Source organism: Enterobacter sp. RHBSTW-00175 (genome assembly GCF_013927005.1).
GTDB lineage: Bacteria > Pseudomonadota > Gammaproteobacteria > Enterobacterales > Enterobacteriaceae > Enterobacter.
This window is the reverse complement of sequence record NZ_CP055930.1, coordinates 1,920,051-1,944,532: the sequence shown is the minus strand read 5'-3', so window position 1 is coordinate 1,944,532 and position 24,482 is coordinate 1,920,051. Positions and strand designations below refer to the sequence as shown.

24 protein-coding genes are annotated in these 24,482 nt (G+C 55.5%); 15 read left to right on the top strand and 9 right to left on the bottom strand.

All coding sequences use genetic code 11. The features are described from left to right. Nucleotides 1-27: 27 nt before the first annotated feature. Nucleotides 28-348: an iron donor protein CyaY gene (gene cyaY / locus HV107_RS09185; RefSeq protein WP_166718561.1), complete on the bottom strand. Its 321-nt coding sequence runs from the start codon at nucleotides 346-348 to the stop codon at nucleotides 28-30. A gap of 135 nt (nucleotides 349-483) precedes the next feature. Here cyaY and lptM point away from each other — a divergent pair, with 135 nt between their 5' ends. The 8 genes from lptM (at nucleotide 484) to corA (ending at nucleotide 7,418) form a co-directional block, all read left to right on the top strand. Beyond that, complete coding sequence (lptM, locus tag HV107_RS09180; protein ID WP_182062941.1) at nucleotides 484-687, top strand: LPS translocon maturation chaperone LptM; 204 nt, start codon at nucleotides 484-486, stop codon at nucleotides 685-687. Between the two features lie 35 nt (nucleotides 688-722). Then, nucleotides 723-1,547: a diaminopimelate epimerase gene (dapF, locus tag HV107_RS09175; RefSeq protein WP_182063492.1), complete on the top strand. Its 825-nt coding sequence runs from the start codon at nucleotides 723-725 to the stop codon at nucleotides 1,545-1,547. Continuing rightward, nucleotides 1,544-2,251 (top strand): DUF484 domain-containing protein, encoded by a 708-nt coding sequence (locus HV107_RS09170; protein ID WP_182062940.1) that lies wholly within the window; start codon nucleotides 1,544-1,546, stop codon nucleotides 2,249-2,251. Before dapF ends, HV107_RS09170 begins: the two co-directional genes overlap by 4 nt. Continuing rightward, nucleotides 2,248-3,150, top strand: a complete 903-nt coding sequence (gene xerC, locus HV107_RS09165) for a tyrosine recombinase XerC (protein ID WP_182062939.1) — start codon at nucleotides 2,248-2,250, stop codon at nucleotides 3,148-3,150. Before HV107_RS09170 ends, xerC begins: the two co-directional genes overlap by 4 nt. After that, complete coding sequence (gene yigB / locus HV107_RS09160) at nucleotides 3,150-3,866, top strand: 5-amino-6-(5-phospho-D-ribitylamino)uracil phosphatase YigB (RefSeq protein WP_182062938.1); 717 nt, start codon at nucleotides 3,150-3,152, stop codon at nucleotides 3,864-3,866. Before xerC ends, yigB begins: the two co-directional genes overlap by 1 nt. Before the next feature lie 80 nt (nucleotides 3,867-3,946). Further along, on the top strand, nucleotides 3,947-6,109 hold the full coding sequence (uvrD, locus tag HV107_RS09155; protein WP_182062937.1) for a DNA helicase II: 2,163 nt from the start codon (nucleotides 3,947-3,949) through the stop codon (nucleotides 6,107-6,109). Then, nucleotides 6,070-6,315: a YsgD/CorL family protein gene (gene ysgD / locus HV107_RS27505; protein ID WP_409050272.1), complete on the top strand. Its 246-nt coding sequence runs from the start codon at nucleotides 6,070-6,072 to the stop codon at nucleotides 6,313-6,315. The genes uvrD and ysgD overlap by 40 nt, the downstream gene beginning before the upstream one ends. Before the next feature lie 152 nt (nucleotides 6,316-6,467). Then, nucleotides 6,468-7,418, top strand: coding sequence for a magnesium/cobalt transporter CorA (gene corA, locus HV107_RS09150; RefSeq protein ID WP_014072271.1), 951 nt, complete (start codon nucleotides 6,468-6,470; stop codon nucleotides 7,416-7,418). A 43-nt stretch (nucleotides 7,419-7,461) separates the two neighbouring features. On the opposite strand, the gene rarD is transcribed toward corA, so the two are convergent. Together rarD and yigI are read right to left on the bottom strand one after the other, a co-directional pair. Then, the gene (gene rarD / locus HV107_RS09145) at nucleotides 7,462-8,358 is read right to left on the bottom strand and encodes an EamA family transporter RarD (RefSeq protein WP_182062936.1); all 897 of its coding nucleotides are present in this window, start codon (nucleotides 8,356-8,358) and stop codon (nucleotides 7,462-7,464) included. A 51-nt stretch (nucleotides 8,359-8,409) separates the two neighbouring features. Further along, nucleotides 8,410-8,877: an acyl-CoA thioesterase YigI gene (gene yigI, locus HV107_RS09140; RefSeq protein ID WP_182062935.1), complete on the bottom strand. Its 468-nt coding sequence runs from the start codon at nucleotides 8,875-8,877 to the stop codon at nucleotides 8,410-8,412. 162 nt (nucleotides 8,878-9,039) lie between these two features. Here yigI and pldA point away from each other — a divergent pair, with 162 nt between their 5' ends. The 3 genes from pldA to rhtC all read left to right on the top strand — a co-directional run bounded on the left by pldA (nucleotide 9,040) and on the right by rhtC (nucleotide 12,511). After that, entirely contained in the window at nucleotides 9,040-9,909 is an 870-nt protein-coding gene (pldA, locus tag HV107_RS09135) for a phospholipase A (RefSeq protein WP_182062934.1), read from the top strand. 90 nt (nucleotides 9,910-9,999) lie between these two features. Further along, nucleotides 10,000-11,829 (top strand): ATP-dependent DNA helicase RecQ, encoded by a 1,830-nt coding sequence (recQ, locus tag HV107_RS09130; protein ID WP_182063491.1) that lies wholly within the window; start codon nucleotides 10,000-10,002, stop codon nucleotides 11,827-11,829. Between the two features lie 61 nt (nucleotides 11,830-11,890). Then, nucleotides 11,891-12,511 carry a threonine export protein RhtC gene (gene rhtC, locus HV107_RS09125; protein WP_014072266.1) on the top strand — a complete coding sequence of 207 codons (621 nt, stop codon included), beginning with the start codon at nucleotides 11,891-11,893 and terminating at the stop codon, nucleotides 12,509-12,511. On the opposite strand, the gene rhtB is transcribed toward rhtC, so the two are convergent. Continuing rightward, a complete protein-coding gene (gene rhtB / locus HV107_RS09120; protein ID WP_166718565.1) occupies nucleotides 12,508-13,128 on the bottom strand; it encodes a homoserine/homoserine lactone efflux protein in 621 nt (206 codons plus the stop codon). The two genes, rhtC and rhtB, sit on opposite strands and share 4 nt — an antisense overlap. A 109-nt stretch (nucleotides 13,129-13,237) precedes the next feature. On the opposite strand from rhtB, the gene pldB reads away from it, so the two are divergent. The 3 genes from pldB (at nucleotide 13,238) to HV107_RS09105 (ending at nucleotide 16,038) form a co-directional block, all read left to right on the top strand. Then, nucleotides 13,238-14,230 carry a lysophospholipase L2 gene (gene pldB / locus HV107_RS09115; protein ID WP_182062933.1) on the top strand — a complete coding sequence of 331 codons (993 nt, stop codon included), beginning with the start codon at nucleotides 13,238-13,240 and terminating at the stop codon, nucleotides 14,228-14,230. 25 nt (nucleotides 14,231-14,255) lie between these two features. Next, a complete protein-coding gene (yigL, locus tag HV107_RS09110; RefSeq protein WP_182062932.1) occupies nucleotides 14,256-15,056 on the top strand; it encodes a sugar/pyridoxal phosphate phosphatase YigL in 801 nt (266 codons plus the stop codon). Between the two features lie 82 nt (nucleotides 15,057-15,138). Next, nucleotides 15,139-16,038 (top strand): carboxylate/amino acid/amine transporter, encoded by a 900-nt coding sequence (locus HV107_RS09105; protein WP_182062931.1) that lies wholly within the window; start codon nucleotides 15,139-15,141, stop codon nucleotides 16,036-16,038. On the opposite strand, the gene metR is transcribed toward HV107_RS09105, so the two are convergent. Further along, complete coding sequence (gene metR, locus HV107_RS09100) at nucleotides 15,926-16,879, bottom strand: HTH-type transcriptional regulator MetR (RefSeq protein WP_182062930.1); 954 nt, start codon at nucleotides 16,877-16,879, stop codon at nucleotides 15,926-15,928. The genes HV107_RS09105 and metR overlap by 113 nt on opposite strands. A 115-nt stretch (nucleotides 16,880-16,994) precedes the next feature. Between metR and metE the strand changes: the two genes are divergently transcribed. Further along, on the top strand, nucleotides 16,995-19,256 hold the full coding sequence (metE, locus tag HV107_RS09095; protein ID WP_182062929.1) for a 5-methyltetrahydropteroyltriglutamate--homocysteine S-methyltransferase: 2,262 nt from the start codon (nucleotides 16,995-16,997) through the stop codon (nucleotides 19,254-19,256). Nucleotides 19,257-19,270: 14 nt separating this feature from the next. On the opposite strand, the gene HV107_RS09090 is transcribed toward metE, so the two are convergent. The 4 genes from HV107_RS09090 to HV107_RS09075 form a co-directional block, all read right to left on the bottom strand. Continuing rightward, nucleotides 19,271-20,107 carry a PRD domain-containing protein gene (locus HV107_RS09090; RefSeq protein ID WP_182062928.1) on the bottom strand — a complete coding sequence of 279 codons (837 nt, stop codon included), beginning with the start codon at nucleotides 20,105-20,107 and terminating at the stop codon, nucleotides 19,271-19,273. A gap of 23 nt (nucleotides 20,108-20,130) precedes the next feature. Next, nucleotides 20,131-21,594 carry a glycoside hydrolase family 1 protein gene (locus tag HV107_RS09085; protein ID WP_182062927.1) on the bottom strand — a complete coding sequence of 488 codons (1,464 nt, stop codon included), beginning with the start codon at nucleotides 21,592-21,594 and terminating at the stop codon, nucleotides 20,131-20,133. Continuing rightward, nucleotides 21,594-23,405: a beta-glucoside-specific PTS transporter subunit IIABC gene (locus HV107_RS09080; RefSeq protein ID WP_182062926.1), complete on the bottom strand. Its 1,812-nt coding sequence runs from the start codon at nucleotides 23,403-23,405 to the stop codon at nucleotides 21,594-21,596. The genes HV107_RS09085 and HV107_RS09080 overlap by 1 nt, the downstream gene beginning before the upstream one ends. Nucleotides 23,406-23,585: 180 nt before the next feature. Further along, on the bottom strand, nucleotides 23,586-24,392 hold the full coding sequence (locus tag HV107_RS09075; RefSeq protein WP_182062925.1) for a dienelactone hydrolase family protein: 807 nt from the start codon (nucleotides 24,390-24,392) through the stop codon (nucleotides 23,586-23,588). Nucleotides 24,393-24,482: the final 90 nt, after the last annotated feature.

Here is a 24,482-nt window from a genome sequence, read left to right as displayed (position 1 = left end):
GTGGCGTTACGCTTACCCGGCCATAAACTACCTGAAACTGACTTCTTCACCCGCCTGCGCGGTCGCCGCCTGCTCCAGCAAATCCCAGAACGTTTCACCGCTACGGTCACAAACCCATTCGCCCTCTTTGAGATCGAAATGGTAGCCGCCCTGCTTGGCTGCCAGCCAGACCTGGTGAAGCGGCTCCTGACGGTTAATAATAATTTTACTGCCGTTTTCGAAGCTTAGGGTCAGGATACCGCCATTGATTTCACAATCGATATCGCTGTCGCCCTCCCAGTCGTCAAGACGCTCTTCGATAGTCATCCACAGGTTGTCGGCAAGGCGATGAAATTCACTGTCGTTCATGGTTTTGTTCCTGTTTTTCGTGATGCCGGCAGTATAACGCTAAATAATTCCCGTTGCAGGAAAGCGGCAAACTCTTGCTTTTGTGTCTTCTCCTGCGATGATAGAAACAGATTTGAACTTACGGGCAACTTTATAATGAAAAACGTTTTCCGAACGCTTGCCGTTCTCATCACGCTGTTTAGCCTGACCGGCTGCGGGTTGAAGGGACCACTGTACTTCCCGCCAGCGGATAAAACCGCGCCACCGCCGACGAAACCAGTACAAAGCACCATCGAGTCCTCTTCGCCGACGACTAACGATCGCGGTGATAATGGCGGCCCGACTCAGGTTAATTTCTGATAATTACGTTCTGTACCCGCGCAATGGAGCAAATGATGCAGTTCTCTAAAATGCATGGCCTTGGCAACGATTTTATGGTCGTCGACGCGGTAACGCAGAATGTCTTTTTCTCACCCGATCTGATCCGTCGTCTGGCGGACCGACATTTGGGCGTGGGGTTTGATCAACTGCTGGTGGTTGAGCCACCCTACGATCCTGACCTCGATTTTCACTACCGCATTTTCAATGCCGACGGTAGTGAAGTGTCGCAGTGTGGTAACGGCGCGCGCTGCTTTGCCCGCTTTGTTCGCCTGAAAGGGCTGACCAACAAGCGTGATATTCGTGTGAGCACGGCGAACGGACGCATGATCCTGAGCGTTACCGACGATGAGCTGGTTCGCGTGAATATGGGTGAGCCTAACTTTGAGCCATCCGCCGTGCCGTTTCGCGCTAACAAAGCGGAAAAGACCTATATTATGCGTGCGGCCGAGCAGACAGTATTGTGCGGCGTTGTCTCTCTGGGCAACCCACACTGCGTGATTCAGGTCGATAATGTTGATACCGCCGCAGTTGAAACACTTGGTCCGGTGCTGGAAAGCCACGAGCGTTTCCCTGAGCGTGCGAATATTGGCTTTATGCAGGTGGTAAAACGCGAACACATCCGTCTGCGTGTTTATGAACGCGGCGCGGGTGAAACCCAGGCCTGCGGAAGCGGTGCCTGTGCGGCTGTTGCGGTCGGTATCTCTCAGGGGTTACTGGCAGAAGAGGTTCGCGTGGAGTTACCAGGCGGTCGTCTTGATATCGCCTGGAAAGGACCGGGTCATCCACTCTATATGACTGGCCCGGCGGCACATGTCTATGACGGGTTTATCCATCTATGAAACAACCAGGGGAAGAACTTCAGGCATCAGAAACGGAACTGGACGACAGAGCTGTTATTGATTACCTGCTGCGCAATCCTGAGTTTTTTATCCGCAATGCACGCGTTGTCGAACAGATGCGCGTGCCCCATCCGGTGCGTGAATCTGTGTCGCTGGTCGAATGGCACATGGCACGCTCGCGTAACCATATCAATCAGCTCGAAGAGAACATGACGCTGCTGATGGAGCAGGCAAGTAACAACGAAAGCCTGTTCTATCGCTTGCTGCATCTGCAAGCGCGTCTGGCCTCTGCGCACAGCCTCGACGAGTTTCTCAGTCGTTTCCATCGCTGGGCGCGTGAACTGGGGCTGGCAGGCGCAACGATCCGCCTCTTCCCCGACCGCTGGCGCATCGGCGCGCCGTCCGGCTTTACCCATCTGGCGCTAAACCGTCAGGCGTTTGAACCGCTGCGCATTCAGCGTCTTGGCCACGAGAATCACTATCTTGGGCCGCTGAACGGACCTGAGCTGCTGGTGGTTTTGCCAGAGGCCAAAGCCATTGGTTCGGTGGCGATGTCGCTGATGGGGCGCGATGGCGATTTAGGCGTGATGTTGTTCACCAGCCGTGACGCGCACCATTATGAGCAAGGGCAGGGGACACACCTGTTGCAGGAGCTGGCGCTCATGTTGCCTGAGCTACTGGAGCGCTGGATTGAACGGGTATGACGGACGTATTGCTCTCGACTGACGTCACGCGCTTTTTGCGTTTTCTGGGCGTTGAGCGTCAGCTAAGCCCGATTACGCTGCTCAACTATCAGCGTCAGCTTGATGCCATCATGCAGATTGCCGAAGAAATCGGCCTGAAAAGCTGGCAACAATGTGACGCTGCTACCGTGCGAGCCTTTGTGGTGCGTAGCCGCCGCAAGGGGCTAAGCCCGGCGAGCCTTGCGCTCAGACTTTCTGCGCTGCGCAGTTTCTTCGACTGGCTGGTCAGCCAGGGTGGCCTGAAAGCCAATCCGGCAAAAGGGATCGCCACGCCAAAAGCTCCTCGTCATCTGCCCAAGAATATCGATGTAGACGATGTAAACCGCCTGCTGGATATCGATCTTAACGATCCGCTGGCCGTGCGCGATCGCGCCATGCTGGAAGTGATGTACGGTGCCGGGCTGCGTCTTTCTGAGCTGGTGAACCTCGATTTAAAACATCTCGATCTTGATACCGGTGAAGTGTGGGTAATGGGTAAGGGCAGCAAAGAGCGCCGCTTACCGATTGGCCGCAATGCGGTGTCCTGGATTGAGCACTGGCTGGATCTGCGCGGTCTGTTTGGCGCAGAGGAAAACGCCCTGTTTTTGTCGAAGCTCGGCAAGCGCATTTCGGCGCGAAACGTGCAGAAACGCTTTGCGGAGTGGGGCATTAAGCAAGGGCTTAACAGCCATGTTCACCCGCACAAGCTGCGCCACTCATTTGCCACCCACATGCTTGAATCGAGCGGTGATTTACGCGGCGTGCAGGAGCTGTTAGGTCACGCCAACTTATCGACCACTCAAATCTATACCCACCTTGATTTTCAACACCTTGCCTCGGTGTACGACGCGGCGCATCCACGCGCCAAACGGGGGAAATAATGCGTTTTTACCGCCCATTAGGTCAGATTTCAGCCCTGACGTTTGATCTTGATGACACCCTTTATGACAACCACCCGGTTATCTTGCGCACTGAGCAGGAGTCGCTGGCGTTTGTGCAGAACTACCATCCTGCCCTGAAAGAGATGCAGAACAAAGACTTCCAGCGTCTGCGTCAGGCTCTTCGGGAAACCGAGCCGGATATTTATCACGATGTCACTGAGTGGCGTCGCCGTGCGGTGGAGCAGGCGATGTTAAATGTTGGCATGAGTGCGCACGATGCCGCCATTGGCGCCGAAGCGGCGATGGAAAACTTCGCGAAATGGCGTAGCCGTATCGATGTACCGCGGGAAACCCACAACACCCTGAAAGCGCTTGCTGAAAAGTGGCCGCTGGTGGCGATCACCAACGGCAATGCGCAACCTGAACTCTTTGGCCTCGGCGACTATTTTGAATTCGTGCTGCGTGCAGGCCCGCACGGACGCGCTAAGCCGTTCAACGATATGTACCACCTGGCGGCGGAAAAACTCGACCTGCAGACAGGCGAGATCCTGCACGTGGGCGATGATCTGACCACGGACGTTGCCGGGGCGATCCGCTGTGGGATGCAGGCCTGCTGGATCAAGCCAGAAAAGGCCGATCTGATGCAGACCCAGGACAGTCGGCTGTTGCCACACATAGAAATTTCACGGTTGGCATCCCTCACCACGCTGATATAATCACCAATAATATTGTATAAATTACCAGGGTTTTGGCGAATGCATGACCTTCGCCTGCCTGACATTACCTGGCGGTGCCAATGGACGTTTCCTACCTTCTCGACAGCCTTAATGACAAACAGCGTGACGCGGTTGCCGCATCGCGTACTAACCTGCTGGTTTTGGCTGGGGCGGGCAGTGGTAAGACGCGCGTTCTGGTGCACCGTATCGCGTGGCTGCAAAGCGTTGAAAACTGCTCACCGTATTCCATTATGGCGGTGACGTTCACCAACAAAGCAGCGGCAGAGATGCGTCACCGTATTGCGCAGCTGATGGGCACCAGCCAGGGTGGTATGTGGGTGGGCACCTTCCACGGTCTGGCACACCGTTTGCTGCGCGCGCATCATATGGACGCCAACCTGCCGCAGGACTTCCAGATCCTCGACAGCGAAGACCAGCTGCGTTTACTGAAACGCCTGATCAAGGCGATGAACCTCGATGAGAAACAGTGGCCGCCGCGTCAGGCCATGTGGTACATCAACGGTCAAAAAGACGAAGGGCTGCGCCCGCACCATATTCAGAGCTTTGGCAACCCGGTCGAGCAGACCTGGCAGAACGTGTATAAGGCCTACCAGGAAGCCTGCGATCGCGCCGGTCTGGTGGACTTTGCCGAACTGCTTCTGCGAGCACATGAGTTGTGGCTGAATAAGCCGCATATTCTCCAGCATTACCGCGAACGATTTACCAATATCCTGGTGGACGAATTCCAGGATACCAACAACATTCAGTATGCCTGGATCCGGATGCTGGCTGGCGATACCGGCAAGGTGATGATCGTCGGCGATGATGACCAGTCTATCTACGGCTGGCGTGGCGCGCAGGTGGAAAACATCCAGCGCTTCCTCAATGACTTCCCTGGCGCAGAAACCATTCGTCTGGAGCAGAACTACCGTTCAACCAGCAACATTCTGAGCGCGGCGAACGCCCTGATTGAGAACAACAACGGACGTCTGGGCAAAAAGCTGTGGACCGATGGCGTCGACGGCGAGCCAATCTCCCTCTACTGCGCTTTTAACGAACTCGATGAAGCGCGCTTTGTGGTTAACCGCATCAAAACCTGGCAGGACAACGGCGGCGCGCTGGAGCAGTGTGCCATTCTCTATCGCAGCAACGCCCAGTCGCGCGTGCTGGAAGAGGCGTTGTTGCAGGTGAGTATGCCGTACCGGATTTATGGCGGGATGCGCTTCTTTGAACGCCAGGAAATTAAAGATGCGCTCTCGTATCTGCGTCTTATGGCCAACCGTAACGACGATGCGGCCTTCGAGCGTGTGGTGAATACCCCAACGCGCGGCATTGGTGACAGAACGCTGGACGTGGTGCGTCAGGCATCCCGCGATCGCCAGCTCACGCTTTGGCAGGCTTGTCGTGAGCTGTTGCAGGAAAAAGCCCTCGCCGGACGTGCCGCCAGCGCGTTGCAGCGCTTCCTTGAACTGATTGACGCTCTCGCGCAGGAAACGGCGGACATGCCGCTGCATGTTCAGACTGACCGGGTTATCAAAGATTCCGGCCTGTGGATGATGTACGAGCAGGAAAAAGGCGAGAAGGGCCAGACCCGTATTGAGAACTTAGAGGAACTGGTCACGGCAACGCGCCAGTTCAGCTACAACGAAGAAGACGAAGACCTGATGCCGCTCCAGGCATTCCTTTCCCACGCCGCGCTGGAAGCCGGTGAAGGGCAGGCGGATACCTGGCAGGATGCGGTGCAGCTGATGACTCTGCACTCCGCCAAAGGGCTGGAGTTCCCGCAGGTGTTTATCGTCGGGATGGAAGAAGGGATGTTCCCGAGCCAGATGTCGCTGGATGAAGGTGGACGTCTGGAAGAGGAACGCCGTCTGGCATACGTGGGAGTCACCCGCGCCATGCAAAAACTGACGTTAACCTACGCCGAAACCCGCCGTCTGTATGGCAAAGAGGTCTATCACCGTCCATCACGCTTTATCGGTGAACTGCCGGAAGAGTGTGTGGAAGAGGTACGCCTGCGCGCCAGTGTCAGCCGTCCTGTCAGCCATCAGCGCCTGGGTACGCCGATGTCGGAAAATGACACCGGTTACAAGCTCGGCCAGCGCGTGCGTCATGCAAAATTTGGTGAAGGTACCATTGTGAACCTTGAAGGCAGCGGCGAGCATAGCCGGTTGCAGGTGGCATTCCAGGGGCAGGGGATCAAATGGCTGGTGGCCGCCTATGCCCGACTGGAAACTGTGTAACTTTCAGAAAAATATCATTATTTTGTAATAATCTGCTAGCCTTATACGTTGAAGGTCAATTAATGCCCTTCAGCGTTTCGTTGCGTGTTGACGCCACTGTTACTGCTGGCGTAACATGCGCGCACGATTACGCTAAGAGGACATTCGCCTTGGACACACCCAGTAGATACTGGCTCAATTCCCTGTCAACCAGGAACAACTCCTAAGGCTATCTCCTCTTGCTGATGGCCTTAGTGGTTGTCAGCGACCTGTATTATTTCCCGTCGCACTGAGTCAGGCTGTTTAATGGTCTGAAACCCAATTTGTTTCTGTGTGCCCACCGAACTGTCCGATATTTTTTGCATTGGGAGTCCCGGTCATGTTGAGCGCATTTCAACTCGAAAATAACCGACTGACTCGGCTTGAAGCCGAAGAGTCGCAGCCCCTCATTGATGCTGTATGGGTGGATCTGGTCGAGCCGGACGACGATGAGCGCCTTCGCGTACAATCCGAGCTGGGGCAAAGCCTGGCAACCCGTCCAGAACTGGAAGACATCGAAGCATCGGCCCGTTTTTTTGAAGACGAAGACGGCCTGCACATTCACTCCTTTTTCTTCTTTGAAGATGCCGAAGATCACGCCGGTAACTCAACCGTGGCATTCACCATCCGCGACGGTCGCCTGTTTACCCTGCGTGAGCGCGAGTTACCTGCGTTTCGTCTCTACCGAATGCGCGCCCGTAGCCAGGCAATGGTTGACGGAAACGCCTACGAGCTGCTTCTCGATTTGTTTGAAACCAAAATCGAACAGCTGGCGGATGAGATCGAAAACATCTACAGCGATCTGGAAAAGCTGAGTCGCGTGATCATGGAAGGCCATCAGGGTGATGAGTATGACGAAGCCCTTTCCACGCTGGCGGAGCTGGAAGATATCGGCTGGAAGGTGCGTTTGTGTCTGATGGATACCCAGCGCGCGCTGAACTTCCTGGTGCGTAAAGCGCGTCTGCCGGGCGGGCAGCTGGAGCAGGCGCGTGAGATCCTGCGCGATATCGAATCCCTGCTGCCGCACAACGAATCCCTGTTCCAGAAGGTCAACTTCCTGATGCAGGCGGCAATGGGCTTTATCAATATCGAGCAGAACCGCATCATCAAGATCTTCTCGGTGGTATCTGTGGTGTTCCTGCCACCTACGCTTGTGGCATCAAGTTACGGGATGAACTTTGAGTTTATGCCGGAGCTGAGATGGAGCTTTGGTTATCCTGGGGCGATTATCTTTATGATCCTCGCCGGGCTTGCGCCGTATCTGTACTTTAAGCGTCGCAACTGGCTGTAAAAATCAGGCGGGTGGCGCTGCGCTTACCCGCCCTACAAAACACCTACATCCCTCTGCGGGTCCTGCGCTGGGTATAAATCGCATCTGCGACGAATACCGCCAGTGCGACCCAGATAAACGCGAAGGTTACCATCTTGTCCGCGCCTGGCACTTCGCCGTAAAACACCACTGCCAGCACGAACATCAGCGTTGGGCCAATATACTGGAAGAAGCCCAGCGTAGAGAGACGCAGGCGCGTTGCTGCCCCGGTGAAGCACAGCAGTGGAATGGTTGTCACCACACCGGCGGCCATCAGCATCAGATTCAGCGACCACGGGTTGTTGCCCATATGGCTGGTCGCGCTGTCGGCAATGCCAAACAGATAAATTGCGGCCACTGGCAGAAGCCACAGGGTTTCGAACAACATGCCTGTTTGCGCTTCAACGGCGATTTTCTTACGCACCAGCCCGTAGAACGCAAAGCTGAATGCCAGCCCCAGGGCGATAATCGGCAGTGACCCAAAGGTCCACAGTTGCACCAGCACGCCGCAGAACGCCAGAATCACCGCCAGCCACTGCATACGGCGGAAGCGTTCGCCGAGGAAAATCATCCCCAGTACAATGTTCACCAGCGGGTTAATAAAATACCCAAGGCTTGCTTCGAGCATATGATGGTTATTCACCGCCCAGATAAACAGCAGCCAGTTGCCACCAATCAGCACCGCAGAGAGCGCCAGCAGGAAGACCTTCTTCGGGGTTTTTAGCAGCGTTTTGACGCCTGACCACTGACGGCTGATGCTCATCAGGGCAATCATAAAGAAGAAGGACCAGATTACGCGGTGAGTGAGGATCTCATCAGCCGGTACATAAGCGATAAGCTTGAAATACGCCGGAGCGACACCCCAAATAAAATAAGCGGCCAGAGCGAGTAACACGCCCTGCCGCGTCTGTTTAGCATCCATCGGGAAAATCCGTTACAAAAAAGTGAACTAACTTTACCCGATTTTGCGGCATCAACCCACCATATAAGTGGCGGTTGCGCTGGCGATATAGACCTGTTCTTCGTTATGCAGTTCGACACGGGCGACGGCGACTTTGTTGCCTGCGCGCAACAGGCTGCTGGTGCAGGTAAAGCGATTTCCCCGGCCAGGGCGCAGATAGTCGACACGTAAGTCGATGGTACCCATGCGTGATAAACGCTGGCGTAATTCGTCTTCGTTGATGGTGTCATGACGCGTCAGCGTGCTGCCGACACAGACCAGCCCCGCAGCTACGTCCAGTGCAGAAGCAATCACACCGCCATGCAAAATGCTTTGCGCCCAGTTACCCACCATCATCGGCTGATTATTGAAGCTGAGCTGGGCAAAGTCTTTCTCGTAGCGTTCCAGTTCCAGCCCCAGCGCGCGGTTAAACGGCATGTGGTAAACAAAGATTTCGCCCACGAGTTTTAAAGCATCTTCGGCGGTTAGCGTGGCTGACATGAGAAATGACGTCCTTATTGTTAATAAAATGTTGATTTTATGCCTCAACAATAAGGAATTCCACTTTCAGAAACGAGGAGGCGGAAGTTAGTGCGGAAGTCTGTAGAATGTCCGCCACATAACTATTCATGAAATCTCAATATTTGCAGGAGAACACCACCGATGCGGACGTATCTGGGTTGGTTACTGGCGGCGGTTTCGCTGCCCCTCACAGCATATGCGCAGGAAGCGACTGTTAATGAAGTACACGATACGCCAGCCGTTCGCGGCAGCATTATCGCTAACTTACTTCAGGAGCATGACAATCCGTTCACGCTCTACCCGTATGACACCAACTATTTGCTCTACACCTGGACCAGCGATATCAACAAAGAGGCGATTAAGTCTTACAACTGGTCTGATAATGCGCGCAAAGATGAGGTGAAGTACCAGCTCAGCCTGGCATTCCCGTTCTGGCGCGGTATTTTGGGGCCAAACTCGGTGCTGGGTGCGTCCTATACGCAAAAATCCTGGTGGCAGCTTTCAAACAGCGGCGAGTCCTCACCGTTTCGTGAAACCAACTATGAACCGCAGCTGTTCCTCGGTTTCGCGACGGATTACGAATTTGCAGGCTGGACGCTACGCGACGTGGAGATGGGCTTTAACCACGACTCCAACGGCCGCGCCGACCCCACTTCACGCAGCTGGAACCGCCTTTATACCCGCCTGATGGCGCAAAACGGTAACTGGATGGTGGAAGTTAAGCCGTGGTACGTGGTGGGCGCTACGGACGACAACCCGGATATCACCAAATACATGGGTTACTACCAGCTCAAAATTGGTTACCAGTTAGGCGATGCGGTGCTGAGCGCGAAGGGACAGTACAACTGGAATACCGGCTACGGCGGCGCGGAAGTAGGCCTGAGCTATCCGGTGAGCAAGCATGTGCGTCTTTACACGCAGGTATACAGTGGTTACGGCGAGTCGCTTATCGATTACAACTTCAATCAAACCCGCGTCGGTGTGGGCGTAATGCTGAATGATATTTTCTAGGCTGCTCGAATGTTTTTGCGTTAAACGTTGAAGTTTCTCTCTCAGGCGCTGAAAATAGCGCCTGTTTTATTTCTGGCAAATGGGGTTAACGTGGCGCAGGCGGAAGTATTGAATCAGGAATCGCTGGCTAAACAGGTTCTGCATGAAACCTTTGGCTACCAGCAGTTCCGCCCTGGCCAGGAAACCATCATTGAAACCGTGCTGGAAGGTCGCGATTGCCTGGTGGTGATGCCGACCGGCGGCGGGAAATCGCTCTGTTATCAGGTGCCCGCTCTGGTGCTTGATGGCCTCACGGTTGTGGTCTCTCCCCTTATTTCGTTGATGAAAGATCAGGTAGATCAACTGCTTGCCAACGGCGTAGCAGCGGCCTGTATCAACTCTACGCAGACCCGCGAGCAGCAGCAGGAAGTGATGGCTGGTTGCCGTACCGGGCAGATTCGGTTGCTGTATATCGCACCCGAGCGTCTGATGCTGGATAACTTCCTCGATCACCTTGCGCACTGGAACCCGGTGTTGCTGGCGGTAGACGAAGCGCACTGTATCTCGCAGTGGGGGCACGATTTCCGCCCGGAATATGCCGCGCTCGGTCAGCTGCGTCAGCGCTTCCCTGAGCTGCCGTTTATGGCGCTCACCGCCACGGCGGATGATACAACGCGTCTTGATATCGTTCGTCTGCTGGGGCTAAACGATCCGTTTATCCAGGTCAGCAGCTTCGACCGCCCCAACATCCGCTACATGCTGATGGAAAAGTTCAAGCCGCTGGATCAGCTCTTGCGTTACGTGCAGGAGCAGCGCGGTAAGTCCGGCATTATTTACTGCAACAGCCGCGCAAAAGTGGAAGATACCGCCGCGCGTCTGCAAAACCGTGGCTTTAGCGCTGCGGCCTATCATGCCGGGTTAGAAAACCACATCCGCGCCGACGTGCAGGAGAAATTCCAGCGCGATGACCTGCAAATCGTGGTCGCCACGGTAGCATTCGGGATGGGGATTAATAAACCCAACGTGCGCTTTGTGGTGCACTTCGACATCCCGCGTAATATCGAATCCTACTACCAGGAAACTGGCCGTGCCGGGCGTGATGGCCTGCCAGCAGAAGCAATGCTGTTCTACGATCCGGCGGATATGGCCTGGCTGCGCCGCTGCCTGGAAGAGAAACCGCAGGGTCAGTTGCAGGATATCGAGCGCCACAAGCTCAACGCGATGGGGGCCTTTGCTGAAGCGCAAACCTGTCGTCGTCTGGTGCTGCTCAACTATTTTGGTGAAGGCCGTCAGGAGTCCTGCGGTAACTGCGATATCTGCCTTGATCCGCCAAAGCAGTACGATGGTCTGATGGATGCGCGTAAGGCGCTCTCGACTATCTATCGCGTTAATCAGCGCTTCGGGATGGGCTACGTGGTGGAAGTGCTGCGTGGCGCGAACAACCAGCGCATTCGCGATATGGGCCATGACAAGCTGCCCGTTTACGGTATCGGCAAAGAGCAGAGCCACGAGCACTGGGTCAGTATTATCCGCCAGCTTATTCATCTGGGGTTTGCCACCCAGAATATTGCCCAGCACTCTGCGCTTCAGCTTACCGAAGCGGCGCGTCCGGTGCTGCGCGGTGATATCGAACTGAAGCTCGCCGTTCCGCGCGTTATCGCGCTCAAGCCGCGGGTGATGCAGAAATCCTACGGCGGCAACTATGACCGCAAGCTGTTTGCCAAACTGCGCAAGCTGCGTAAAGCCATCGCGGATGAAGAGAATATCCCACCGTACGTGGTCTTCAACGACGCGACGTTGATTGAGATGGCCGAACAAATGCCGCTGAGCGCCAGCGAGATGCTCAGCGTCAACGGCGTTGGCACGCGTAAGCTCGAGCGCTTTGGTAAGGAGTTTATGGCGCTTATCCGCTCTCACGCCGACGGTGATGATGAGGAGTAGTCAGCCGGGCTAAAAAGTGCCAGGATGGTGACACACTGAATTATTTCCCCGCGAGTTAATTATGTTAATGCTATTTCTCACCGTGGCGTTAGTGCACATCGTTGCGCTGATGAGCCCGGGCCCTGACTTTTTCTTCGTATCACAAACAGCCGTCAGCCGCTCCCGCAAAGAGGCGATGATGGGTGTGCTCGGTATTACCATGGGCGTTATGGTCTGGGCGGCGGTGGCGCTGCTGGGCCTGAACCTGATCCTCGCGAAAATGGCATGGCTGCATAACATCATTATGGTCGGTGGTGGCCTGTATCTGTGCTGGATGGGTTATCAGATGCTGCGCGGGGCGCTGAAGAAAGAAGAGAAAAAACCGGAAGAGCCAAAAGTCGAGCTGGCAACCGGTGGCCGCAGCTTTGTGAAAGGGCTGCTGACGAATCTGGCAAACCCGAAAGCGATTATCTATTTCGGCTCCGTGTTCTCCCTGTTTGTGGGAGATAGCGTGGGCGCAGGTGCACGTTGGGGTATCTTCCTGCTGATCGTCGTTGAGACGTTCGCCTGGTTTACTATCGTTGCGAGCCTGTTCGCCTTACCGGCGATGCGCCGTGGGTATCAGCGCGTTGCGAAGTGGATAGACGGATTTGCCGGTGCGTTGTTCACCGGCTTCGGCATTCATCTCATCATTTCTCGCTAAGCATGACGCGCTGACGCCAACAGCGCGCCAACCAGCATAAACAGCGAACCAAACACTTTATTCAGGGCCTTCATTTGCTTAGGCCCTTTAATCCACGCCGCAATCCGCTGAGCCAGCGTCGCGTAACCAATCATCACAATGATATCGACAATGATGGTGGTCGCTCCGAGCACCACGTACTGCATCACCTGCGGCTGGTGCGGCACGATAAACTGCGGGAACAGGGCTGCAAGGAAGACGATACTTTTCGGGTTCGTCAGGTTCACAAACACTGCGCGCTTAAACAGACGTCCACGCGTTTGCGCTTGCGCAAGGGTGTTCAGGTTGATGGAGCCTGCCGCGCGCCACTGCTGAATACCGAGCCAAATCAGGTACGCCGCACCGGCCCATTTCAGCACTTCGAACGCCAGCACCGAGCGGGAAAACAGTGTCCCCAGGCCGATACCGACCAGCACGATGTGAATGCCCAGCCCGGTCTGCAAACCGGCAATGGATGCCGCCGCACCACGATAGCCGTGGTTGATCGAAGTGGTCATGGTGTTAATCGCGCCAGAGCCTGGTGAAAGGCTGAGGATGATGGATGTCAGCAGGTAAGCGAACCACCACTCGAAGGTCATTTGAAACTCCCGAATCGTCTGTTTTTATGCCACAATACGCTATTGTTGAGTCATTTTGTGACCTGTCACGAAAAAACGATATTCCTTGGCTTACAGGGGTGGAAACCCGATGTTTCAGCAGAAAAAGGATTGGGAAACTCGAGAAAACGCATTTGCTGCTTTCTCTATGGGCCCACTTACCAACTTCTGGCGTCAGCGTGAAGAGGCCGGATTTACCGGAGTGGGCAATGTTCCTGTACGCTTTGTTCGTTTTCGGGCTGAAAAAAACGATCGTGTCATTGTGGTTTGCCCTGGTCGCATAGAGAGTTACGTCAAATATGCCGAACTGGCGTATGACCTGTTCCACAGTGGTTTTGACGTGCTGATTATTGACCATCGCGGGCAGGGGCTTTCCGGGCGAATGCTGTCGGACACCCACCGTGGTCACGTAGATAATTTCAGTGATTATGTCGACGACCTTGCGGCATTCTGGCAGCAGGAAGTGCAGCCCGGCCCCTGGCGGAAACGCTATATTCTCGCGCATTCAATGGGTGGTGCCATTGCCACGCTGTTCTTGCAGCGCCATTCGCATCAATGTGATGCCATTGCGCTCAGCGCGCCCATGTTTGGCATCGTGATGCGTTTTCCTGACTGGATGGTACGACATATTCTCGACTGGGCTGAGGGCCATCAGCGTATTCGGGAAGGTTATGCTATCGGAACAGGACGCTGGCGCGCGCTGCCGTATGCCATGAACGTGCTGACCCACAGTCGACAGCGATACCGTCGTAACCTGCGTTTTTATGCCGATGAACCGCGTTTACGCGTTGGCGGCCCCACCTATCACTGGGTGCGGGAAGGCATTCTTGCCGGTGAGCAGGCGCTGGCGGGTGCTGGTGATGACAGCACGCCGACATTACTGCTTCAGGCGGAAGAAGAGCGTGTGGTTGATAACCGTATGCATGACCGCTTTTGTGAACTGCGTGCCGCCGCCGGTCACCCTTGTGAAGGGGGTAAACCGTGGGTCATAAACGGTGCGTACCATGAGATCCTTTTCGAAAAGGACACCATGCGCTCAGTCGCGCTCAACGCTATTGTCGAATTTTTCGACAGGCATAACTGATTTTCTATTGAGGTTAAATTTCCCTATGTACCAGGTTGTTGCATCTGACTTAGATGGCACGCTGCTTTCCCCCGATCACACCTTATCGCCTTTTGCGAAAGAAACCCTGAAGCTCCTGACTGCCCGTGGCGTGAACTTCGTGTTTGCCACCGGTCGCCACCACGTGGACGTGGGGCAGATCCGCGATAACCTGGGCATCAAAGCCTACATGATCACCTCCAACGGTGCGCGCGTACACGACACCGATGGCAACCTGATTTTCACGCATAACCTTGACCGGGATATCGCCACCGATCTGTTCGGCGTGGAGCACAACAACCCGGACATCGTGACCAACGTGTATCGCGATGATGAGTGGTTTATGAACCGCCATCGCCCGGACGAAATGCGTTTCTTCAAAGAGGCCGTGTTCAACTACACCCTGTATGAGCCAGGCCTGCTGGAGCCGGAAGGGATCAGCAAGGTGTTCTTCACCTGTGAAAGCCACGAAGAGCTGCTCCCGCTGGAGCAGGCGATCAACGCCCGCTGGGGTGACCGTGTTAACGTCAGCTTCTCTACGCTGACCTGCCTGGAAGTGATGGCCGGTGGCGTCTCGAAAGGTCACGCGCTGGAAGCGGTGGCACAACGTATGGGCTTTGAACTGAAAGACTGCATCGCCTTCGGCGACGGCATGAACGATGCGGAAATGCTCTCGATGGCGGGTAAAGGCTGCATCATGGAGAACGCGCACCAGCGTCTGAAGGATCTGCACCCGGAACTGGAAGTGATCGGTTCTAATGCCGACAACGCCGTGCCGAATTATCTGCGCAAGCTGTTCCTTGAATAATCTTCATTTGGTTGTTTATTGCTCAGTTGTCAACTAAAGAGTTCGCTACAATGCCTGTCCTTCTTTCAGAGAGACAAGCATTGTGGCGCTACTCATTATCACCACTATTCTGTGGGCCTTCTCCTTTAGCCTGATTGGCGAATACCTTGCGGGTTCGGTGGACAGTTACTTCTCAGTGCTGATGCGCGTGGGGCTGGCGGCGCTGGTATTCCTGCCGTTTCTGCGTACGCGTGGCCAATCGCTGAAAACCATTCTGCTGTACATGCTGGTGGGGGCAATGCAGCTCGGTATCATGTATCTGTTCAGCTTCCGCGCTTACGTTTACCTGTCGGTATCCGAATTCCTGCTGTTTACCGTGTTCACACCGCTCTATATCACGCTGATTTACGATCTGCTGAGTAAGCGTCGCCTGCGTTGGGGCTATGCGCTGAGCGCGCTGCTGGCGGTTGTCGGTGCGGCGATCATTCGCTACGACAAAGTGAGCGACCACTTCTGGACCGGTCTGATGTTTGTGCAGCTGGCCAACATCAGTTTCGCCATTGGCATGGTGGGTTACAAACGCCTGATGGAAACCCGTCCGATGCCGCAGCATAACGCCTTTGCCTGGTTTTATATGGGGGCGGCTATTGTTGCCGTGGCGGCGTGGTTTATGCTCGGCAACCCGCAAAAGCTACCGACCACTTCCGTGCAGTGGGGCGTTCTGGTCTGGCTGGGCGTGGTGGCCTCAGGGCTGGGATACTTCATGTGGAATTACGGCGCTACGCAGGTAGACGCCGGTACGCTGGGGATCATGAACAACGTGCATGTGCCTGCGGGTTTGCTGGTCAACCTGGCTATCTGGCAGGAGCAACCGCACTGGCCGAGCTTTATTATTGGGGGAACGGTGATCCTGGCTTCGCTGTGGGTACATCGCCGTTGGGTCGCTCCGCGCTCCGCACAAACGGAAGATGGTCGCACGCGTGGTTCCGCGCTGAACGAATAAACGCTTCTGTAATCGGTTGACGTTGCTCGCCATCGCGCACGGCAGCGTACAGCCGGCTCCACAGTCCTTCACCCAGGGTTTTGGTCACCACCAGGCCCTGGCGTTCAAAACTCTCCACTACCCAGTGCGGCAGTGCCGCAAGACCCATTCTGGCGGCAACCATCTGAATTAACAGCAAGGTGTTATCCACGCTTTTCAGCTGCGGGTTAATGCCTGCAGGTTGCAGGAAGTGACGCCAGATATCCAGGCGACTGCGTTGTACCGGGTAAATCAGCAGCGTTTCCGTGGCCAGATCTTCCGGCGTGATGCGTGTTTTAGCGGCCAGCGGATGATCCGGTGCCAGCACCAGGCGCACTTCATAATCAAACATTGGCGAGTAGTGCAGGCCGCTGCGCGGAAGGATGTCTGAGGTCATGACCAGATCCAGCTCGCCCTGCTGGAGCGAGGGCTGTGGGTCAAATGTCACGCCGGATTTAAAGTCCATCTCCACCTGCGGCCACTTCTGGCGGAAGTTCTCAAGCGCGGGGGTCAGCCACTGTATACAGCTATGACACTCAATGGCGATGCGCAATTTTGTCTGCTGCGGTTCGTTGCAGGACTGCAACGCGCTGGCAATTTGCGGCAGCACCTGATTTGCCAGTTGCAGCAAAATCTCACCCTGCGGGGTAAAGCGCAGCGGCTGACTCTTACGCACAAAAAGACGGAAACCGAGGCGTTGTTCCAGATCGCTGAACTGGTGTGAAAGGGCAGACTGGGTCTGGTGCAGCGTGGCCGCAGCCGCTGCGAGAGAACCGCAGTTCCGCAACGCTTGTAGCGTTTTCAGGTGTTTTATCTCGATCATGAAAGTCCTTCACTTCGGCATGAACATTTTGCGCTTGAGGAATATACAGTACCTGCCAATTATAGAAGTGTAAACATCTGGACGTCTAAATAACGAATTTCACAAGGGGTACACCATGACAATCCGCAATCACACACTCGGTTTCCCTCGCGTTGGTCTGCGTCGCGAACTGAAAAAAGCGCAAGAAAGCTACTGGGCAGGAAACTCCACCCGTGAAGAGCTGCTGGCCGTGGGCCGCGAGCTGCGCGCCCGTCACTGGGATCAGCAAAAACAGGCGGGCATTGACCTGCTGCCGGTGGGCGATTTCGCCTGGTACGACCATGTTCTGACTACCAGCCTGCTGCTTGGCAACGTGCCGGCTCGTCATCAGAACAACGATGGATCGGTCGATCTCGACACCCTGTTCCGTATCGGCCGTGGCCGTGCGCCGAGCGGTGAGCCCGCTGCAGCAGCAGAAATGACCAAGTGGTTCAACACGAACTACCACTACATGGTGCCGGAATTTGTCAAAGGCCAGCAGTTCAAACTGACCTGGACGCAGCTGCTGGATGAAGTGGACGAAGCGCTGGCGCTGGGCCACAAGGTGAAGCCTGTGCTGCTTGGCCCGGTCACCTACCTGTGGTTGGGTAAAGTGAAGGGCGAGCAGTTTGACCGCCTGAGCCTGCTGAACGATATCCTGCCGGTATACCAGCAGGTGCTGGCGGAGCTGGCAAAACGCGGTATCGAGTGGGTGCAAATCGACGAACCTGCGCTGGTACTGGAGCTGCCGCCGGAGTGGCTGAACGCCTTTAAACCCGCGTATGACGCGCTCACAGGCCAGGTGAAGCTGCTGCTGACCACCTATTTTGAAGGGGTCACCCCGAATCTCAATACCATTACCGCGCTGCCGGTACAGGGCCTGCACGTTGACCTGGTCCACGGTAAAGATGATGTGGCGGAGCTGCACAAACGTCTGCCTGCTGACTGGCTGCTTTCTGCTGGTCTGGTGAATGGCCGTAACGTCTGGCGTGCTGATTTGACAGAAAAGTATGCCCAGATTAGTGCGATTGTCGGTAAACGTGATCTGTGGGTGGCCTCTTCCTGTTCGCTGCTGCACAGCCCAATTGACCTGAGTGTTGAAACGCGTCTGGATGCCGAAGTGAAGAGCTGGTTTGCGTTCGCCCTGCAAAAATGTGAAGAGCTGGCGCTGCTGCGTGATGCGCTGAACAGCGGTGACACGGCCGCCATTACCGAATGGAGTGCTCCAATTCAGGCGCGTCGCCACTCGACTCGCGTACATAACGCGGCTGTGGAAAAACGTCTGGCCGCCATCACCGCCCAGGACAGCCAGCGCCAGAGCGCTTATGAAGTGCGTGCCGAAGCCCAGCGCGCCCGTTTTAACCTGCCAGCCTGGCCGACAACCACCATCGGTTCATTCCCGCAGACCACTGAAATTCGCGGCCTGCGTCTGGACTTCAAAAAGGGCAACCTGGATGCGAACAACTACCGCACCGGCATTGCCGAACACATCAAACAGGCGATTGTGGAGCAAGAGCGTTTAGGACTGGACGTGCTGGTCCACGGTGAAGCCGAGCGCAACGACATGGTGGAATATTTTGGTGAACACCTGGACGGTTTCGTCTTTACCCAGAACGGCTGGGTGCAGAGCTACGGCTCCCGCTGCGTGAAGCCGCCGGTGGTGATCGGCGATGTCAGCCGCTCGGAAGCAATCACCGTTGAGTGGGCGAAGTACGCCCAGTCCCTGACCGACAAACCTGTCAAAGGCATGTTGACCGGCCCGGTGACGATTCTCTGCTGGTCTTTCCCGCGTGAAGACGTGACCCGCGAAACTATCGCCAGGCAGATTGCGCTGGCGCTGCGTGATGAAGTGGCGGACCTGGAAGCGGTGGGGATTGGTATTATCCAGATTGACGAACCGGCTCTGCGTGAAGGTTTACCGCTACGTCGCAGCGACTGGGATGCTTATCTGGCGTGGGGCGTTGAGGCGTTTCGCATTAACGCTGCCGTCGCAAAGGACGACACCCAGATCCACACACATATGTGTTACTGCGAATTTAACGACATCATGGATTCCATCGCTGCGCTGGACGCCGATGTGATCACCATTGAGACGTCACGTTCAGACATGGAGCTGCTGGAGTCCTTCGAAGAGTTCGAATACCCGAACGAAATCGGACCGGGCGTTTACGATATTCACTCCCCTAACGTACCGAGCGTGGAATGGATTGAGGCGCTGTTGCAGAAAGCGGCACAGCGTATTCCGGCGGAGCGTCTGTGGGTAAACCCGGACTGCGGCCTCAAAACCCGCGGCTGGCCAGAAACCCGCGCCGCGCTGGCGAATATGGTGAAGGCCGCGCAGAATCTGCGTCAGGGTTAACCCCGGCGCTCGTTTTACGCCTGCCCATCCATCAGGCGGCTAATATGAATGCTTAACCATGTCAGCTCATCTTTCGGTAAGGTGAGCTGATATTTATCCTGCACATAGTCGCGGATCACCCACGCTACGGTCATCGCATCCGGGCGATGGCGCATCAGTTCCTGATAAAAATCCTCGGTTTCACTCAACGCAATCTTCCCCGCCAGAACCCGCTCGGCAAAGTAACGCAGATGAGTAATAAAGCGCATATAGTTCACCGATTGCGTATCAATCGCCTGACCGAGTTTATAGCGCACGATTTCGGCGATACGGTTCACCAGCTCAACCTGCTGGTGGGCGCTGCTGTCGTCATCCTGACCGCTGGCGTTGATCAGATGAAAAGCGATATTGACTGCTTCGTCTTCCGGTAACTCAACGTCAAACTTATCGTTCACCTGCGCACGTGCCAGCAACCCTACGCCATACTCCTGCGGGTAGTAGCGCTTCACTTCCCAGCTGAGCTTATTGTGGATGAGGTGCCCGCTGCGGCAGCGTTCCACGGCAAAGTGCAGATGTTCTGCGAGTGTGAAGAGCAGCACCGAATTGAGCCTGTCCCCGCACTGACTGCGTGCAAGGGTAAGAATGTCGTGACTGATATCGAAGAATGCCGCAGGAATGGTGTCCGTTAACGATAAAAAATGGCGGGATTTGAGGTCGCTCAGCGGCAGGAAAACTTTCTCTACCTGCGCGAGATCGATGCTGGTGCCGGGTTTTGCGCCAAAGCCGATCCCCTTGCCGAACAGGATCATCTCCCGCTGGTCGTTGTCGACCAGCAGCATACTGTTATTAAGCGATTTTTTTATCGTTATCACGGTTATTCCTGCGGCCGGGCCGGTTAGCTCATGTCAGCGCCATTGCTGGCAATCACTTTTTTGTACCACCAGAAAGAGTCTTTCTTGAGGCGTTTTAACGTGCCGTTGCCTTCATCGTCCTGGTCGACATAGATAAATCCATAGCGCTTGGACATCTGCGACGTGCCCGCGCTGATAATGTCGATACATCCCCAGGTGGTGAATCCCATCACATCCACCCCTTCATTAATAGCGGCCAAAGTTTGCTCGAAGTGGGCGCGGAAATAGTCGATGCGATAGCTGTCGTGGATCTCGCCGTTTTCGACCACATCTTTCGCCCCGAGGCCGTTCTCAACGATAAACAGCGGTTTCTGGTAGCGGTCGTACAGTTCAAGCAGGGAGATCTTCAGCCCGACCGGGTCAATCTGCCAGCCCCATTCAGAGGCAGGCAGGTACGGGTTTTTCACCCCAAGAACCGTGTTACCGGGGATACGCTCGATGTCCGGCTGTGTCGATTCGGTCATCGACATGTAGTAGCTAAAAGAGACGAAATCGACGGTATTTTCTTTCAAAATACGCTGATCGTCGGCCTGCATCTCAATTTGAATGTCCCGACGCGCCAGATCGCGCAGGATCAGCGGCGGATATTCACCAAACACCTGTACATCCGCGTAGAAGTAGTTCTCGAGATTTTTCTTCAGCGTCGCTTCCACATCTTCCGGGCGGCAGCTGTGCGGGTAGGTGGTGAGTTTGGTGAGCATACACCCGACCTGGCTGCCCGGAATTTTAGCGTGGCAGTCGCGCGTGACCAGCGCAGAGGCAACAAACTGGTGATGCAGCCCCTGGTAGATATCCTGTTTCGCTTTGCCCGGCAGACTTTTCTCTTCGCGGATACCTGCCGTGGTAAACGGGTGGCGATGGATACTGTCTATCTCATTAAACGTCAGCCAGTAGCGCACGAGATCTTTGTAGCGGTCGAAACAGACATTACTGAAACGCACGAAGGCATCCACCACATTGCGGTGTACCCAGCCGTTGTATTTTTCGCTCAGCGCCAGCGGCATTTCGTAGTGAGAAAGCGTGACCAGCGGCTCAATGTTATGGCGGCGAAGCTCGCGGAACATCTCCTCGTAAAATTTCAGGCCTGCCTCGTTTGGTGCAGCATCTTCCCCGGTCGGGAAAATACGCGACCAGGCAATCGACACGCGCAACACGGTGTAGCCCATCCCGGCAAACAGCGCGATGTCATCTTTATAGTGATGATAAAAATCAATGCCGCGGCGTTTCGGGTACAGCGCGTCATTTTTACCTTCAAACGCGTCGCGGATGTTTTCGTCGGTCAGCGCCATATGGCCACTGTAATCCTTCACGGACAGGTTAGGCTTCCAGGTTATGGCATCAGCCACGGACGGCCCTTTACCGTCCACATTCCATGCCCCTTCGGCCTGATTTGCGGCAATCGCGCCGCCCCATAAAAAACCTTGCGGAAACGGGAGGGATTTCTCCATTACACGGACTCCTTAAGCGTCATGATGATATGAGGATTTGGATTCTTATCGTCGGTATTACCTGATGTCAGCGAAAAGCGTTCGCCGTTAGTGACCACCATCATGACCACCGGATCGAGCCCGGCGGCGGTAATGGTGTCCAGTGAGAATTCAATCAGCGTGTCGCCGCACTTAACGTGCTGACCTTCGGCCACTTTTGCCGAGAAGCCCTCGCCTTGCAGCCTGATGGTGTCGATCCCGATATGGAATATCAGCTCGACACCGGCATCGGTGAGCAGACTTAGGGCATGACCACTTTCAAATACATTCGCAACAGTACCGTCTGCCGGGGCGCGCAACACGCCCTGAGAAGGCACAATCGCTATCCCGTCACCCATAATTTTGCGCGAGAAAACATCGTCATTAACGTTTTCCAGCGGGATGATTTGCCCTTCTACCGGGCGGGTGAACGTCAGGGTATCGGTTTTTTCCGGCACCTTGTCGCGCCAGAGCACTAATGCACTGATAAATGCCACGGCAAATGACAACCCTGCGCCGGCAAAGGCCCAGACGATGTTCATCGCGTTATCTGGCGAGACAAACATCGAGATGCTGGCAAGGCCGGGGCCCACAAGCGCAAAAGCCTGAATGCCCATCCAGCCGATAAACGCACCGCCCACCACGCCACCGAGGATCACGCTGTAGAGCGCTTTTTTATTCAGCAGCGTCACGCCATACAGCGCCGGTTCGGTAATGCCGAACAGCGCGGAGATCCCGGCTGAGAACGCGGTGGATTTCAGCACCTTATCTTTGCTTTTGAGCGCAATCGCCAGGCACGCGCCGGACTCGGCAATGTTGTGCGCCAGTGACGCAGGCAGGTAGAGCATCTCACGCCCGAACTGGCTCATGGAGGCAACCGTGTACGGCAGCATCGGCTTGTGCATCCCGGCAGCGACCATAAAGGGCAGGACGGCAGCAAGCAGCCCGGTTGCCACAAAGCCCAGTTTTCCGTACAGCCACAAAATGACCGTTGCCAGCCCGGCCCCCAGTTCATAGCCAAGTGGCCCCAGGATCAGCAGGGTGACAGGAACGGTGACCAGCAGAGAAAGCATCGGCGAGAGGAAAATGCGCAGTGCGCCGGGTGAGTAGCGGTTAAACAGCTTTTCGGTCTGGGCGTAAAAAAGCACGCACAGGATCGCCGGAAACACCTGTGAGGCATACGCCACGTTGCGCAGGTCGAACGACATAAATGCCGTTCCCTCGGCAAGCTGTTTGGTCATGGCAGGCAACACCATGACCGACACGGCAGACACCGCAACCAGCACGTTCACTTTGAGCTTCATGGCGGTGGTGATCGCCACGAGGATCGGCAGGAAATAGAGCGGTGCAGAGCCGATGTTATCCAGAACCTTGTATGTTGAACTGTTGCGGCTCAGCCAGCCCATCACATCCAGCAACAGCAGCAGGGATTTCAGCACCCCGCCGCCAGCAATCGCCGGCACCAGCGGCTGAAAAACGCTAATGACAAAATCGACAATCTGCGCCCCGCGGCTGACTCTGGCAGGTGTGTGCTGCCCACCGGCCTGCGGCGAGCCCACCAGAGAACGCACCGCATCAAACACCTGTACCACTTCGTGACCGATGATCACCTGGCACTGCACGTTGACGCGAACGCCCAACACGCCGTCGATGTTTGTCAGCGCCGTTTCGTTGACCTTGCTGTTGTCATACAGGCTCAACCGCAAGCGGGTGGAGCAATGTTCGATATGTTCGATATTCTCAGCACCGCCAACCAGGGCGATGATGTCCAGCGCAGTTTGCAAGTGGTTCATGTTCTGGCCCCTGTCTCCAGAGCAAAAAAAAAGACCTGAAGCCCCTCTCCACTCGAAAGAGGAGAGGGGCTTCAGGTCTTGCCTACGGCTCGTAGTTACACGCCTGTGCTTTGTATATCGGCCAGATTGTGCTTAAAAGTCAAACAACACAGGTGCTTCATGCATCAATTTGTGAGCCGCTTAACCCTTTTTAGCGCCATATTGCCGGAACCAGGCCAGCATTCGTTGCCAGCCATCTTTGGCGGATTCTTCGTGATAGCTCGGCCGATAATCCGCGTTAAAAGCATGTCCTGCATCGGGATAAACCACGATATCTGCCTTCGCATTTGCCGCCCGCAGCGCGTGACGCATGGTTTCCACAGTATCGAGTGGAATGCCGGTATCCTGGCCGCCGTACAAACCCAGCACCGGGGCGTTAAGATCCACGGCGATATCCAGCGGTTGCTTAGGTGAATTCAGCGTTTTTTCGCCGACCAGCTTGCCGTACCACGCCACGGCAGCCTTGAGCTGCGGATTATGCGCGGCGTACAGCCAGCTGATGCGACCGCCCCAGCAGAAACCGGTCACCATCAACCGATGTGGGTCGCCGCCGTTACGCGCCGCCCAACTGGCGACATGGTCCAGGTCCGCCAGCACTTGCGCGTCCGGGACTTTGCTGACCAGATTAGTGAATAGCGTCGGGATATCGCTGTAGTCATTTGGATCGCCCTGGCGGAAATAGAGCTCTGGTGCGATGGCCAGATAACCTTCCAGCGCCAGTCGACGGCAAACATCGCGAATATGCTCATGTACGCCGAAAATTTCTTGTATCACAATCACGACCGGCAGAGCGCCATCGGCCGATTTCGGGCGCGCATGGTAAGCCGGCATGTTATCCCCCTGTGAGGGAATGGATGTCTCTCCTGCACTAATGGCTTCTTCGGGAGTAGTGACAATGGTTGAAGCATGAGGGGCAGCAGCAGGTGCAAAACCGGTTTTTTCAGTCATGGCATTCTCCGTACCAATGTTGAGTTAGCGCAAAGGTAAATATAGTCACAAGGTTAACAACCCACAGTGCCTTAAACGGTCTATCTTTTG